The sequence below is a fragment of the Pseudomonas sp. 9Ag genome (assembly GCF_902506445.1).
Classification (GTDB): domain Bacteria; phylum Pseudomonadota; class Gammaproteobacteria; order Pseudomonadales; family Pseudomonadaceae; genus Stutzerimonas; species Stutzerimonas stutzeri_AB.
The window spans coordinates 2,182,334-2,196,140 of sequence record NZ_LR733836.1 but is presented as its reverse complement, the minus strand read 5'-3'; the positions used below and the strand labels follow the sequence as shown (position 1 = coordinate 2,196,140).

Sequence of the window (13,807 nt, the reverse complement as noted above, 5' to 3'; positions counted from 1 at the left end):
GTTCTCCACCAAGGCAGGGAGGCAACCGCCAGACGTGAGAGGATCAAGTGCATGGCGCGATGGCGCCGTCTCTTTTTGTCCGGTCAGTGCCTAGTAGATGTTGTTTTTCTTCCAGTCGTCTTCGCTTTCAAGGCTCTTCAAACCTTCGGCCAGCTCGCTTGGTTCGTCAAGCTTCGGCTGTTGTTGCGTCTGCTCGAGCTTGTTGGCGTGGCTGTAGCTTGCTTCGAGCTTGCTCAGTTGGGCTTGATACTCGGCCGGGTTGGGCTGCTTGCGGATGTGCTGGATGCCGCGCTCGAATGCCAGGCGTGCCTTGTGCGCGCTGCCCTGTTGAAGCGCCTGCTGGCCAACATTGCTGAAGTATTCGACATGCAAGATCACCATCATCCGCTGGATCTGTTGAATCCAGCGCTTGGCGGCAGCCGTTTCCAGCTGGTTCTGCTTGGCAGCCCAAACGATCTGGGTATGCAGGTCTTCCATCAGCAAGCGAATCTCCTTCGCTTGGGCTTCGGTGGTGATCCTGACTGGCGCGTTTTCCACAGGTATATCTTCACCCTTGGCAACAGCGCTACGCAGAGAGGCTACCCGAGGTTCGAGCGTGGCGTTCTTCTTGTCTAGGGGAAGAAGTTGTTCGGCCAGACCCAGCTCCAGGCGTGTCAGCAACAGCTTGAGCTCCGGCGTCATCATCTGGCCTGGGATGCTCGCGGAGAGATTGGCACAGCGGCGCATACGGTCGCTGAGCTCGGCGCGTATGCGCGCCTTTTCCAGACTGTTCTTTTCAACGATCTGATTGATGACGCCGATTGCAATCAGGATGAACAGGCCGGCGATGACCAATCCAGTAATCAGAACTGGGGACACGAAACGCACCTCTCTGACCGAGCGATTTTTTCCGAGTGTAGAGCGTTGGATGGCAAGCTGATAGCTCAACGCTGGCTAGACGTTAGGTTCATAAAATATTTGCAGATGGTGCTTGACGACCTTGTTAGACGTCCATAGAATGCGCGCCACTTGCAGCGTGAAGCTCTAAAGCGAAACGTTGGAAGCCGGATAAAAGCAGTAGCTTCCGGGCAGCGTCCCCTTCGTCTAGTGGCCTAGGACACCGCCCTTTCACGGCGGTAACAGGGGTTCGAGTCCCCTAGGGGACGCCATTTTTGTTGTAGATACGCGGGAATAGCTCAGTTGGTAGAGCACGACCTTGCCAAGGTCGGGGTCGCGAGTTCGAGTCTCGTTTCCCGCTCCAAATTTGCTTCGAGTCTTCTTAGAAGATATCGAAGCGCGAAAAAGCGACCTTAGGGTCGCTTTTTTCGTTTCTGCCAATCAATCAGCCGATTGTCCATAGCCTCTGAAGAAATCTGGATTGTCAGGGGTTCGCCTACTGACGCCTCCTGGCGCTCGAGACAATGCGCCATACACAGGCCCGGCCTGTGAGCACCTTACTGTCAGGTGTACTTGGTAAAAATGCTGCGCACGCGCGCCAGCGTCTCGCCAGTGTCCTGAGTCTGATCGTGCATGGCCTCTTCGATCAGGCAAGTCAGCATCAGCCGATAGGCTTTATCCAGTGCGCTGCGAGCGGCAGAAAACTGCTGTGCTATCGCTTCGCAATCCTCGCCACGCTTGATCATTGCCTGGATGCCTCGTACCTGTCCCTCCACCCTTGCGAGCCGTTTCAACATGGCCTGCTGTTGTTCCTGTAGCTGTAGGGCTTCGGCGGGGGTTATCTGGTCATTCATGCTGATACCTGGCGTCACGGAAAGGGCGTCTGCTGACAAGCTCGGTCACCAGCATTTGTCAGGCTGGCATACCCATCGCTGCATGCTAGCGATGCCACTGCATACGGCCAACTTCTTTCGATCCATCAACTCTTACAATATATTGATAAATATATTGTAATGAGATTAACTATAGCCATCGGCGCCGGCGGATCTCGCCTGCCCTTAGAGCTGTTGCCGGCATTCTTCGGCGTTAGAGCGAACAGCCCCGTCGAAGAGCCGGTTTCGGCGGGGTGGTCGAGATTACGTCTCACTGTCACTTGTTTCGGAACTAGCTATGACGATCGATTGGGGCAACTTCACTCCTTGGACCTCTTTGGCGGGCGGCGTGCTGATTGGTGCCGCGGCTGGGCTGTTCGCACTCCTCAATGGCCGTATCGCTGGCATTAGCGGTTTGCTTGCCAGCTTGCTGGAGCGCGATGCCGAAGGGCGAGGGGAGAAGTTGGTGTTCATTCTTGGCGTATTGCTGGCGCCATTGTTGTGGGTCTCGTTTACCGATTTGCCGGCCCTGGAATTTCAGTCGGGTTGGCTTGGACTACTGGCGGCCGGATTGTTGGTTGGTGTCGGCACGCGCTACGGCGCCGGTTGCACAAGTGGCCACGGAGTGTGCGGCATTTCCCGGCTTTCACCTCGCTCGATCGTGGCGACGCTGACATTCATGGCTGCCGGTTTCGCCACAGTCTTTGTCCTTCGTCATCTCCTTGGGGCCTGAATATGCGCAAGCTGAGTTCGTTTGCCGCCGGCCTGTTGTTCGGACTGGGGTTGTTGCTTTCGGGTATGGCCAACCCTGCCAAGGTCATCGGGTTCCTCGATCTGTTCGGTGCCTGGGATCCATCGCTGGCGTTGGTCATGGCTGGTGCGATCGGTACCGCGCTGGTGCCTTTCAGTTTGGCCAAGGCGCGCCGGCGCTCATTGCTCAATGCCCCGATGCAATTGCCCAGCAAACGCGAGGTCGACCGGCGCCTGATTGGCGGCAGTCTGCTATTCGGTATTGGCTGGGGCATTGCCGGTATTTGTCCGGGCCCGGCGATAGCCGTGTTGCTCAGTGGACACTGGCAGGTGCTCTTGTTTGTCCTTGCCATGCTTGGCGGGATGCTGCTGTTCTCCGCGCTGGAACGCCGGCGCGTTTGCTGACCGGGAGGTCATTATGAAAACCAACGTTGGAACCATCGACCGCACACTGCGGATCGTCATCGGCCTCACACTCATCGGCCTGTCACTGGCCGGGGTAATTGGCGTGTGGGGATGGATCGGGCTGGTACCGCTCGCCACCGGCCTTTTCCGCTTCTGCCCGGCTTATACGCTGCTCGGCATCAAGACGTGCAAGGCATGCAGTCCCAAGCCCTGATCTGGGAAACAGAGGCGGGACCACCCGGCAGAAGACCGACGGCGACGTCGGTTTTCCGCATTATGGATATGCTGATCTTGCGTGGTTACTCAAAGCTCGGCAGGCTCGGTTTTGCTACCGGCTTGCCGGCTTCGGTCCAGGCATCGAAACCGCCGGCGATCGATTTAACGTGCAGATAGCCCATGTCCTGTAGCGATGCAGCTGACAGCGCTGCGCGCCCACTGGTCTTGCAGTAGAGCACGATGTTCATATCCCGTGCGCCTAGCTCGGGCGTACCGCTTAGCTTGAACTCCAAAAGGCCGCGCGGAATGTTCGTGGCACCCTGTATATGGCCTTCGTGAAACTCATCGGCTTCGCGTACATCGATCACGACATCCGCGGCCTGGATTGCCGCTTCGGCATCGCCAAGTGGTATTTCCTGGATGCGGGTTCGGGCCTGTTCGACGAGGTCATGTGCGTTTTTCATTTGCAGTCTCCCATGCTGGTTCCGTTGCAACGCTGGCGTTCAAGTGCGTGTCGAGTGGTCTGCGAATCCAGCGCGAGCAGCGCTTCGTACTGGCTGATGAACACTTGTCCGCCGAAATGTTCGAGGAAATCGGTGCGGCGTAGCCGGTCCATCACCGGCCCCTTCACTTCGGAGAGGTGAAGCTGAACGCCCGCCGTGTGAAGACGAGCGGAGATGGCTTCGAGACTTTCCAGTGCGCTGGCATCTATCAGATTGACTCCAGGGCACATCAGCACCAGATGCTCGGCGTGCGGGTATTGGCCCAACAGTTCGGCAATGCGGTCTTCGAGAAAGCGTGCGTTGGGAAAATAGAGGCTTTCATCGACGCGCACCGAAAGCACCCTGGGGCTCTGTACCACGGCGAAACGCTCGATGTTGCGAAAGTGCTCGCTGCCAGGTAGCTGTCCTACCACCGCAATATGCGGTTGGCTGGTTCTCCAGAGAAACAGCAACAGCGATAACCCCACCCCCATGATGATGCCGGTCTCGACGCCGATCAGCAGCACGCCGAGCATGGTGGCGGCCATGGCGGCGGCGTCCTGGCGGGAATAACGCCAGGTGCGCGTGAGCGCGGTAAGGTCGACCAGGCTGAGTACCGCGACGATGATGGTCGCGGCCAACACAGCGTGTGGCAGGTTGTGAAACAGCGGTGTAAAGAACAATACCGTCAGGCCTATGCCGGCAGCTGTGAGTGCGCCAGCCAGCGGCGTCTGGGCGCCAGCATCGAAGTTGACCACCGAGCGGGCGAAACCGCCGGTGACCGGGAAACCTCCACTCAGGGCAGCGGCGATATTGGCGCCGCCCAGGGCGACCAGCTCCTGATTCGGTTCGATGCGTTCGCGACGTTTGGCCGCCAAGGTCTGCGCTACCGAAACTGACTCGACGAAGCCCACCAGGCTGATCAGAACTGCCGCAGGCAGGAGTTGAATGATCAGCGCGAGGTCTAGTGGGGGCAGACTCAAAGAAGGAAGGCCCTTGGGCACTTCGCCAACCACTCGCACGCCTGCAGCGGCGAGCTGAAAGCCGCTGACCGCCGCTATTGCCAGGAGCAGGGCCACGACCGGGCCGACTTTAGTGAGCGTGCCGGCTGTGCGGGGCGCCATGCCCAGCCCTTGCAGCCAGCGGCCAAGGCGGCTGCGCACCAGAAACAGGAAAACCAGGCTGGTGGTTCCGATGGCGAGTGTGGGCAGGTGCGTTTCTGGCAAGCCTTGGATCAACCCCCGCAGCAGCTGAGCAGCGTTGTCACCGGTGACTGAGATACCAAGGATGTGCTTCAGTTGACCGATTGCGATAAGAATGCCCGAGGCGCTGATGAACCCTGAAATCACCGGATGACTGAGGAAATTGGCCAGGAAACCCAGCCGCAGAACCGCCATGGCCAGCAGGATCGCGCCGGACATCATTGCCAGCAGCAGTGCAGCGCCTGCATACGCGGCGCTGCCGGAAGCGAACAAAGGGCCGAGGGCGGCAGCCGTCATCAGCGATACCACAGCGACGGGGCCGACCGCCAAAGTGCGGCTGGTGCCGAAAAGCGTGTAAGCGAGCAACGGTAGGATACTGGCGTAAAGGCCCGCTACCGGTGGCAGGCCGGCAAGCATCGCGTAGGCCAGGCTCTGCGGGATCAGCATTAGCGTTACGATCACAGCGGCCAGACTGTCCTTGGCCGCAGCAGCCTTGTTGTACTGTTTCCCCCATTCCAGGCACGGTAGGTGGCGGGCGAGCCGCTGCATCATCCCTTCTTCTCCTGAGTAAAATCACAGGCGTTGAGCGCCTCGGCCGGCCGCGGCTCGAAGTCCAGATGTTTCGGTTCGGCCAGCCATTCATGGCCCTTGAGCATCATGTCGAAGTAGATCGAGGGCATCCACCGGGTTTTCAGCTTCCAGGCCAGGCGCCGAGGCACTCTGGGGTCGAGCGGGAAAGTCGGCAACAGTTTGCCGCCGTATCCAAACTCAGCGAGGATCACTTTGCCGAATTCGACAGTTAAGGGGCAGGAACCATAGCCGTCATAGATGGCCTGCGGTCCCTTACCGCTGAGCACGCTTAATACGTTCTCCGCTACCACCGGTGCTTGCTTGCGCACCGCTGCAGCAGTCTTCGCGTTTGGTGCAGAGCAAACATCACCGAGACTGAAAATATTGCCGAAGCGGGGGTGGCGGAGAGTTTCATGCTCGGCTTCGAACCAGCCGTCAGCGTTACTCAGTGCGCTCTGGCGAATGAAATCCGGTGCATGCTGGGGCGGTACGACGTGCAGCAGGTCGAATTCACGTTCGACCGTGCTGCTCTGGCCGGTTCCGTCGGACACTTTGAACCAGGCTTTTTGCGCCGGACCATCGACTGCGATCAGGTTGTTATTGAAGTTGAGCGTAGCGCCGTAACGTTCAACGTAGCGCATCAGGCCGGGAACGAACTCGGCGACGCCGAACAGCACCGCTCCAGCTGAGCAGAAGTCCACTTGTATGTCCTTCAGTGCGCCTTTCTTGAGCCAGTGGTCGCAGGAAAGGTACATGGCCTTCTGCGGCGCGCCGGCACACTTAATGGGCATGGGTGGTTGGGTGAACAGGGCTTTGCCGTGGCGCAGGTGCTGTACCAGCTGCCATGTATAAGGTGCCAGCTCGAAGGCGTAATTGGATGTCACGCCATATTTCCCGAGGCTGTCGCGCACGCCTTCGATGGCGTCCCAATCGAGGCTCAGGCCCGGACAGACCACCAGCGAGCGGTAACCGATGCGGCTGCCGTCTTCAAGCACCACCTGTTGATGCTCCGGATCGAAGGCCTCCACAGCTGCGCGAATCCACTGCGCCTTTGTCGGGATACAACGGCTCATGGGCCGCTCGGTGTTAGCGCGATCAAACACCCCGGCACCGACCAGCGTCCAGCCTGGCTGATAGTAATGCTGTTCGCGTGGCTCGATGATTGCGATGCGCAGATCCGGGTCGCGCTTTAGCAAACTGGCCGTCACGGCGCAGCCAGCCGCGCCGCCGCCGACAACCAGCACGTCATAACGTGGCGTGGCGGCGAACGTGGGTGCAGGGCTCAGCGGACCCTCCGCTGAAGATTGCCAGTACTGGTCCAGGCGCGGTCGCAGGGCGGTCAAATCGTAATCGGCCTGTCGAGCCGTTTGGATGAGCTCGTGTGGGTCCAGATGATGAGCCTCGGCCAACGCCCAGAGCGATGCTGAACGGGTGCCGGTCCGGCAGAACGCCAGCACGGGACCTTTGATCTGCTCCAGAAGCGCGCGAAAGGCGGCGACATCGCTCTCGCTGATCTGCCCCGACACTACCGGAAGGTGATGGTATTCGAGCCCCGATTCCTCAGCCGCGACGCGTATAGCATCACTGGAAGGCTGGCCTTCGCCCTCGTTGTCCGGGCGGTTGTTGATGACGCAGCGAAAGTCGCTTCCCGCCAGCAAGGCCATATCGGCCGGATCCAGCTGGCCGGCCACCGAGATGAAGGGTGTCAGGCGTTTTAAGGTTTGCATATGACGTCCTCCACACAGGCAGTTACAGCGCGTCCAAAGGAATCTTCAAATAGCGGGTGCCGTTGCTTTCAGGCGCTGGCAGCTCACCGCCACGCATGTTGATCTGCACTGACGGCAGGATCAGCGTGGGCATCGCCAGGGTGGCGTCGCGCGCGGTGCGCATGGCGACGAAGTCGTCCTCGCTGATGCCACTGTGCACGTGGATATTGCGCTCTTGTTCGGCTGCGATGCTCGTCTCATAGCGAAACTCTTCGCGGCCCGGTGCCTTGTAGTCGTGGCACATGAACACGCGGGTTTCGGCTGGTAGCGTGAACAGTTTCTGGATCGACTGGTATAGCGTCCGTGCATTTCCGCCGGGGAAGTCGCATCGCGCGGTGCCGTAATCGGGCATGAACAGGGTATCGCCGACGAATGCGGCGTCGCCGATCACATAGGTCATGCACGCCGGCGTGTGGCCTGGCGTATGAATTGCCCGCGCCTGGATGTGGCCAACCTGAAAGACATCACCGTCGTGAAACAGACGATCGAACTGACGGCCATCAGTGGCGAATTCGCTGCCCGCATTGAACAGGCTGCCAAAGGTGTCTTGTACGACGGTGATCTGGTCGCCGATCGCCAGCGTCCCGCCCAGCCGCTGTTTCAGGTACGGCGCGGCGCTCAGGTGGTCGGCGTGCACATGGGTTTCGAGCAGCCATTGCACCTTGAGGTCGTGCTCGCGCACAAAGTCGACCAAGCACTCAGCCCCGGCATGCGAGGTACGGCCCGACGCCGGATCGTAATCCAGCACCGAGTCGATCAACGCGCACTGACGCGTTTCCGGGTCGCTGACAACATAACTGTAAGTAAAGGTCGCGGGATCGAAGAACGCTTCAACGCGGGCATTCATGGCTTGCTCCTTTGTTTGGCTAGATACGGGTGGGGGTATGCCTGCAAGGATCTTAGCTCTAGATACGGTTATATGCTTAGACTTAATAGTTATTAATGGGCGCGAACCAATTCTGCTGGTGTTTCAAGGCGAAGCTGGGGTGGCAGGGGAGAGCGTTGGCGGTTTGCCGGTGAAAGGTCAGCGTGTCTTGGTGCCGGATTGGTCACTGACAATACGGCCGTCAACCAGTTGTATGGTTCGTGCGCAGTCGGCAGCCAGCCGCGGATCATGGGTCACCACCAGTACCGCGCAGCCGAACTGCGCATTGATACGGTGGAACAGCTCGAAGACATTTTGCGCGGTGCGAGTGTCGAGATTGCCGGTTGGCTCGTCGGCCAGCAGCAGTGGAGGGCGGGTGACCAGTGCGCGGGCAATGGCGACCCGTTGTTGCTGACCGCCGGATATTTGCGTGGGTTTCTTGTTGGCAAACGCGCCCAGCCCGACTTCGTCTAACAAACTGCGAGCCAGCTCGATATCCGCACTCGACGGCTTGCCGTGGCGGATCATCAATGGCATCAGCACATTCTCCAGTACGCTGAACGCCGAAATCAGATGGTGAAACTGAAACACGAAACCGATGGCCTGGTTGCGCAGCCGGGTGCGGGTTTCATCATCGCTGTTGCGGGTGGGCTGGCCGAGCAGGTACAGCTCGCCTGAACTGGGCGCATCGAGCAGACCGATCAGGTTGAGCAGGGTGCTTTTGCCGGAACCGGATGGCCCGATGAGCGCCGTCAGTTCACCGCGGCACAGCTGCAAGTCGATGCCATGCAGCACTTCCGTTTCCAGCGGGGTGCCGAGGTTGAACGCTTTACGTACCTGCTCGAGACGCAGAACCTCTTCGACGCTCGGGCTGGCAGCGGACTCAGACATAACGGATCGCCACGGCAGGGTCGTAGCGCGCTGCGCGGCGTGCCGGCATGGCGGCGGCCAACACGCCGGTAACCGTTGCGACCAGCATCGCCAGTGGTACCAGCGTCGGGTCGACCGGTATGAAGAACAGGCGTGGCCCGGCCAGATTGAAGACCTGCACCAAGCCCCAGCCGACAGCGCCGCCGCAGGCCGAGCCAAGCAAACCGAGCAACCCACCTTGCAGCAGGAACACTCGGAGTATCTGTCCGCGCGGGCTGCCCATGGCCCGCAGGATGCCGATCTCGCGGGTGCGTTGGACGACGCTTACCGCCAGCACGCTGGCGATGCCGAAGGCCACCGAGACCCCGACGAACACACGGATCATCTCTGTGGTCATGCTTTGCGAGCTGAGGGCGTTGAGCAGTTGGCCATTGGTTTCCATCCAGCTTTCGGCGCGCAGCCCGGTCAGGCGGGCCAGGCGTTCGGCGATGCGGTCGGCTTCGAATATTTCGCCGACCGTGGTATCGATCACGGTGACGCCTCCGGCCAGGTCGAGCAGGGTCTGAGCCTGCTTCAGGTCGAGGTAGACATAGCGCGCATCCAGCTCGCGCACCCCCAGCTCGAAGATACCGGCGATGTCGACCACGGCCTCGCGGCCTTCGCCGGCGTCCAGCCTTAGCTTGTCGCCGATGCCAAGGCCCAAGTCGCGGGCGAGTTCCTTGCCGATCACTGCATGACCGGCGCCGACGGTGAATTGGCCAGCTATCAAATTTTTGGCCAGCGGAATGATCTGTTGATAGCGCACCGGATCGATGCCGAGCAGCGCGACGGATGCTCGCGCCACACCGCGCCGAGCGATAGCCGGACCGCTGATGACCGGTGAAACGGCAAGTACCTGCCGATCTTCATCAAGCACGTCGCGGATGTCCTGCCAGTTGATGATCGAGCGCAGGCGCTGCGCTCGCGGACTCTCAAGCACTAGCGACCAGCTGCCATCATCGGCGGGCAGAACACGGTTGAGCTCATCGGGCGGAAGGATACGAATATGCGCCTGTGTGCCCAGGGTCCGTTCGATGACGTTGGCCTGTAGGCCGGTGATCAGCGCTGTGATGAACACGATGACCGCGGAACCGACAGCGATGCCAAAGATGATCAACAGGGATTGCATGCGGTTGTCCAGCAGGAAGCGCAGGGCAATCAGCCATTCCGTCCAAAGAGAGTCGGCCAGGCGCACCGCGGTCAATCCCGGATGCCGTGGGGCATCGGCTGTTCGCGAACCCGCACGCGCTGACCGGCTTCGGCTTCGGCAGCCAGCACCAAGTCGCCAGCGGTCAGGCCCTCTAACACTTCGCTCAGTGCAGTGCCCAGCAGACCCAGGCGAACCTCGACGCGCTCGACGACGCCCTCATTTATCCGTAGCACCTGAGCGCGAGTGCCGTTGCGGGCGAGCAGGGCATCGTTGGGTAGCACCAGCGCCTGTTCACGGCGGCCGGTCTCGATGTTTACCGATACCGTCATGCCCTGACGCAAGAAATCGGCTGGCTCCAGCAGGTCGAGGTGGACATCGATGGTGCCGCGCGCGGTATCGACACTCGGCGCGATGAAGCTGACCCGAGCTTGCAGCACCCGCTCGGGATAGGCGTCGGCGATCACTTTGGCGGCCTGGCCGAGCTCGACCGGTGCCAGGTTCTTCTCGTCCAGGGGAAGGAGAATTTCGCTGCTGCCGGAGCGCGCGATAGTCAGCAGTGTGCGGCCCGGCTGCACCAGATCGCCGGGTTCGACGTCCCGTGTCTGGACGATGCCATCCACCTGCGCGTGAATACGGGTTTTGGCCAGTGCCGCGCGTGCCGCTTCCAGGCGCTGTTGCTGCACCCGCTCTTCACTGCCGCCCTCGGCCAACGCTGCAGCGGCGAAGCGTGCGCGATCACGCACAGCGCGTGCCGTCAGTTCCGCGCGGCGCGCCTGTTCGAGCGGCTCGGAAGCCAGCAACTTGCGGTCGAACAGTGCTTTCCGGCGCTTCAGCTCGCGGCTTGCCTGCTCGAGATTGTGCTGGGCCTCGCGCGCCGTCGCCTCTGCCTGTGGGCGAGCGGAATCGATCAGTTGCTGCAGGGCCGCTTCGGCTTCGCGTAAGCGGGCACGCTGTTCGTCATCGCGCAGCTCCAGCAGCAGATCACCGGCTTTTACCGCGTCGCCTTCACGCACATGCCGCGCGGCAATCACGCCGGTGATCTCGCTGCCGACCTGGGCCAGCGACTGGGTGTCCACTTCGCCACTGGCGACCACGCGTTGCACCAATGGTCGTGTTTCCAGCCGGTAACCTGGCAACTCCGGCCCTTGCAGCTGACGCCCGCCCAGCCAGCCTGCAATCAACAGCAGCACAATGAGGAACAGGAACGCGCGGCGGATTGATTTGGCGGCAGGCAAACGGACCACTCCCTGTGCGACACATGACGACCATCGGACGCACAAGCTTACGGATAATCACCCGCTATTGGTACAGCGCGGGTATCCCTCGGCGGAGATACCTAACCGCGTTGAATCATCGGCAGGCTCTTGGGCTCAAAGAGTGAGCCCCTTCGTGGTACGGGACTATCGCAGCGATAGCCTCGCCCTTAGAAGGGGCTGCGTACAATCAACGTTCCCGCTTTCAGGATTTGCTGATCATGGCGTCAACCGCTCAAAGCCCCGCTGCCACTTTGCGCGCCGTCTGGCTCGCTCAGGCCCAAGCCAGTCCGTGGATTACCTTCAGCCTTGTCGCAGCGGCAGTGGTTGTCCTGTTACTGCTCGTGGCCGGTGGCGTCAACGCGTTCAATAACGAGTCCAGTAACGTTCGCTACGCCCTGCTCGGGGGGAGCGCCGGTTTCGTAGCCACGGCTGTTGGCGCGTTTCTGGCCATCGGCTTGCGCGATATATCCACTCGCTCCCAGGACAGCATGCTCGGGTTCGCGGCGGGGATGATGCTGGCAGCTAGCGCATTCTCATTGATCCTGCCGGGACTGGAAGCCGGCCGTGAGCTGTTTGGCAACGGGCCCGCTGCGGCATTGACCGTCGTGGTCGGGCTCGGCCTCGGCGTTTTGCTGATGCTCGGGTTGGACCACTTCACGCCGCATGAGCACCAGAGCACCGGGCCCCGCGGACCCGAATTCGCGCGGCTCAATCGCGTGTGGCTGTTTGTCCTGGCTATCGCGCTGCACAACATTCCCGAAGGGATGGCCATCGGCGTGAGTTTCGCCACTGGCGACTTGAGTGTCGGGTTGCCGCTGACCACCGCGATATCGATACAGGACATCCCTGAAGGGCTGGCGGTCGCGCTGGCACTGCGCACCACCGGTTTGTCTGCGCGGACGTCCGTGCTGATTGCGGCAGCTTCCGGGCTGATGGAACCCATCGGGGCGCTGGTCGGCATAGGCATGTCCAGCGGCTTTGCCATTGCTTACCCGGTCAGCCTCGGGTTGGCGGCGGGCGCCATGATCTTCGTGGTGTCGCATGAAGTCATTCCAGAAACGCACCGCAACGGCCATCAAACGCCGGCCACGCTCGGGCTGATGCTGGGCTTCGCTGTAATGATGTTTCTAGACACTGCGCTGGGTTGAACGCATCTGCGTGGCGTTGAGCGGCCCCCGTTCCGCAGTCATGCAGCACTGCGCGAAGGAGGCCGTGACTCTGTTTAGAGGTTTTCCAGCAGTCGGCGGGCGGCTTCCTGTCCGCTGAGCCAGGCGCCTTCGACTCGGCCGGACAGGCACCAGTCACCACATGCGTACAGGCCCAGTCTGGCATCGGCCAGTGCCGTCCATTCATGGGCCTGGGCCGGTCGGGCATACAACCAGCGATGCGCCAACGTGAACTCCGGCGCGGGTACTACACAATCGATCAGCTCGGCGAACGCGCCATGCAGGCGCTCGATCACCGCTTCCTTTGAAAGATCGAGATGCTGGCGGCTCCAGTTGCTGGTGCCGTGCAGCACCCAGGTGTCTAGCTCGCCGTCTCGCCCTGGTTTGCTGCGATTGCGAGCCACCCAGTCAAGGGCATCGTCCTGAACGAAACAGCCTTCCACCTGAGTGCTCAGCGGTGTGGCAAAGCCCAGCGCAACCGCCCATGTCGGTTCCATCGCGACACTTGCTGCAACGGCGGCAAGCTTGGGGGCACTGGGTAGTAACGCTGCGGCCTGAGGCGCCGGAACCGCAACCACTACCTGGCTGAAGGGGCCATGGCTGGCGCCTGAGGCGTCTACCAATGTCCAGAACTGCTCACCGCGAAACACCTCGGTGATGCGACAACTGAAGGTGACCGGGATATCGCCCAGCAGGCCGCGGGTGATCGCGCTCATGGTCGGTGTGCCAACCCAGCGCACTTGCTCGTCGGCAGAGGGGGTCAGCTGTCCGTCGCGAGCCTGGTACAAGTTCGGCGCCCACTGATCGACCCAACCCTCGGCGTGCCACTGGCGCAGGGCCTCGGTGAAGCGGCGGTCCCGCGCGGTAAAGTATTGCGCGCCCAGATCGAGCGAACCCGCATCGCTGCGTTTACTGGCCATCCGACCACCACTGCCGCGGCTTTTGTCGAACAGGTGTACGGGCTGCCCGGCATCGTGAAGTGTACGGGCTGCGGACAAGCCCGCGATTCCGGTACCGATGATGGCGATTGGAGCCTTGCTCATGATTACCTCGAGTGCTGTGTCATCAGCCGCACAAACGATTGGTTGCGGCATGATTTCATGACAAGTGTTCGATAGCGTTTAGCCTCCCCATCCTCGGACAGACGCTCGTGTTTGGCTAGAGGGTTTTGACGCAATGGACTAAACGGTCTCGCCGTTTTCGGGGTTGCTGACCGGCGGTCATACTGGTCGGTGGGGTAGGCTATGCGGCCAGTGAAACCGGCGTTCGCAGGCAGTGGTTGTAAGTTGCTGATAAGCCGGTACAATGGCGCCGCTCGCCGC

Annotated in this window: 14 protein-coding genes and 2 tRNA genes; 6 read left to right on the top strand and 10 right to left on the bottom strand. The window is 61.0% G+C overall.

Translation table 11 applies throughout. From position 1 onward, the window contains the following. Positions 1 to 90 precede the first annotated feature (90 nt). Positions 91 to 858, bottom strand: a complete 768-nt coding sequence (locus ALTERO38_RS09700; RefSeq protein ID WP_178114580.1) for a hypothetical protein — start codon at positions 856 to 858, stop codon at positions 91 to 93. A 214-nt stretch (positions 859 to 1,072) separates the two neighbouring features. On the opposite strand from ALTERO38_RS09700, the gene ALTERO38_RS09695 reads away from it, so the two are divergent. Beyond that, positions 1,073 to 1,148, top strand: a tRNA-Glu gene (locus ALTERO38_RS09695). Between the two features lie 16 nt (positions 1,149 to 1,164). Continuing rightward, positions 1,165 to 1,240: transfer RNA gene (locus tag ALTERO38_RS09690), tRNA-Gly, on the top strand. A 199-nt stretch (positions 1,241 to 1,439) separates the two neighbouring features. On the opposite strand, the gene ALTERO38_RS09685 is transcribed toward ALTERO38_RS09690, so the two are convergent. Next, positions 1,440 to 1,730 carry a metal-sensing transcriptional repressor gene (locus tag ALTERO38_RS09685; protein ID WP_102836102.1) on the bottom strand — a complete coding sequence of 97 codons (291 nt, stop codon included), beginning with the start codon at positions 1,728 to 1,730 and terminating at the stop codon, positions 1,440 to 1,442. Between the two features lie 316 nt (positions 1,731 to 2,046). On the opposite strand from ALTERO38_RS09685, the gene ALTERO38_RS09680 reads away from it, so the two are divergent. Genes ALTERO38_RS09680 through ALTERO38_RS09670 form a run of 3 tightly spaced genes read left to right on the top strand, consistent with a single transcriptional unit; the run spans position 2,047 to position 3,117 of the window. Next, positions 2,047 to 2,481, top strand: a complete 435-nt coding sequence (locus ALTERO38_RS09680; protein ID WP_159968259.1) for a YeeE/YedE family protein — start codon at positions 2,047 to 2,049, stop codon at positions 2,479 to 2,481. Between the two features lie 2 nt (positions 2,482 to 2,483). Beyond that, positions 2,484 to 2,903 carry a YeeE/YedE family protein gene (locus ALTERO38_RS09675; protein ID WP_102836104.1) on the top strand — a complete coding sequence of 140 codons (420 nt, stop codon included), beginning with the start codon at positions 2,484 to 2,486 and terminating at the stop codon, positions 2,901 to 2,903. Positions 2,904 to 2,916: 13 nt separating this feature from the next. Beyond that, positions 2,917 to 3,117, top strand: coding sequence for a DUF2892 domain-containing protein (locus ALTERO38_RS09670; protein ID WP_159968258.1), 201 nt, complete (start codon positions 2,917 to 2,919; stop codon positions 3,115 to 3,117). A gap of 85 nt (positions 3,118 to 3,202) precedes the next feature. On the opposite strand, the gene ALTERO38_RS09665 is transcribed toward ALTERO38_RS09670, so the two are convergent. From ALTERO38_RS09665 to ALTERO38_RS09635, 7 genes are all read right to left on the bottom strand, one after another. Next, positions 3,203 to 3,583: a rhodanese-like domain-containing protein gene (locus tag ALTERO38_RS09665; protein ID WP_159968257.1), complete on the bottom strand. Its 381-nt coding sequence runs from the start codon at positions 3,581 to 3,583 to the stop codon at positions 3,203 to 3,205. Beyond that, positions 3,580 to 5,355 carry a SulP family inorganic anion transporter gene (locus ALTERO38_RS09660; protein WP_159968256.1) on the bottom strand — a complete coding sequence of 592 codons (1,776 nt, stop codon included), beginning with the start codon at positions 5,353 to 5,355 and terminating at the stop codon, positions 3,580 to 3,582. Before ALTERO38_RS09660 ends, ALTERO38_RS09665 begins: the two co-directional genes overlap by 4 nt. After that, a complete protein-coding gene (locus ALTERO38_RS09655) occupies positions 5,352 to 7,100 on the bottom strand; it encodes a bifunctional protein tyrosine phosphatase family protein/NAD(P)/FAD-dependent oxidoreductase (RefSeq protein WP_159968255.1) in 1,749 nt (582 codons plus the stop codon). The genes ALTERO38_RS09660 and ALTERO38_RS09655 overlap by 4 nt, the downstream gene beginning before the upstream one ends. Positions 7,101 to 7,122: 22 nt before the next feature. Beyond that, positions 7,123 to 7,986 (bottom strand): MBL fold metallo-hydrolase, encoded by an 864-nt coding sequence (locus tag ALTERO38_RS09650; protein ID WP_159968254.1) that lies wholly within the window; start codon positions 7,984 to 7,986, stop codon positions 7,123 to 7,125. A gap of 177 nt (positions 7,987 to 8,163) precedes the next feature. Beyond that, positions 8,164 to 8,895, bottom strand: a complete 732-nt coding sequence (locus ALTERO38_RS09645; RefSeq protein WP_159968253.1) for an ABC transporter ATP-binding protein — start codon at positions 8,893 to 8,895, stop codon at positions 8,164 to 8,166. Next, positions 8,888 to 10,108 (bottom strand): FtsX-like permease family protein, encoded by a 1,221-nt coding sequence (locus tag ALTERO38_RS09640; RefSeq protein ID WP_148926301.1) that lies wholly within the window; start codon positions 10,106 to 10,108, stop codon positions 8,888 to 8,890. The genes ALTERO38_RS09645 and ALTERO38_RS09640 overlap by 8 nt, the downstream gene beginning before the upstream one ends. 5 nt (positions 10,109 to 10,113) lie before the next feature. Then, on the bottom strand, positions 10,114 to 11,298 hold the full coding sequence (locus ALTERO38_RS09635; protein WP_148926300.1) for an efflux RND transporter periplasmic adaptor subunit: 1,185 nt from the start codon (positions 11,296 to 11,298) through the stop codon (positions 10,114 to 10,116). A gap of 239 nt (positions 11,299 to 11,537) precedes the next feature. On the opposite strand from ALTERO38_RS09635, the gene ALTERO38_RS09630 reads away from it, so the two are divergent. Next, on the top strand, positions 11,538 to 12,467 hold the full coding sequence (locus tag ALTERO38_RS09630) for a ZIP family metal transporter (RefSeq protein ID WP_148926299.1): 930 nt from the start codon (positions 11,538 to 11,540) through the stop codon (positions 12,465 to 12,467). Positions 12,468 to 12,541: 74 nt separating this feature from the next. Here ALTERO38_RS09630 and ALTERO38_RS09625 read toward each other — a convergent pair whose 3' ends face one another. Next, entirely contained in the window at positions 12,542 to 13,528 is a 987-nt protein-coding gene (locus tag ALTERO38_RS09625; protein WP_159968252.1) for an NAD(P)/FAD-dependent oxidoreductase, read from the bottom strand. Positions 13,529 to 13,807 lie beyond the last annotated feature (279 nt).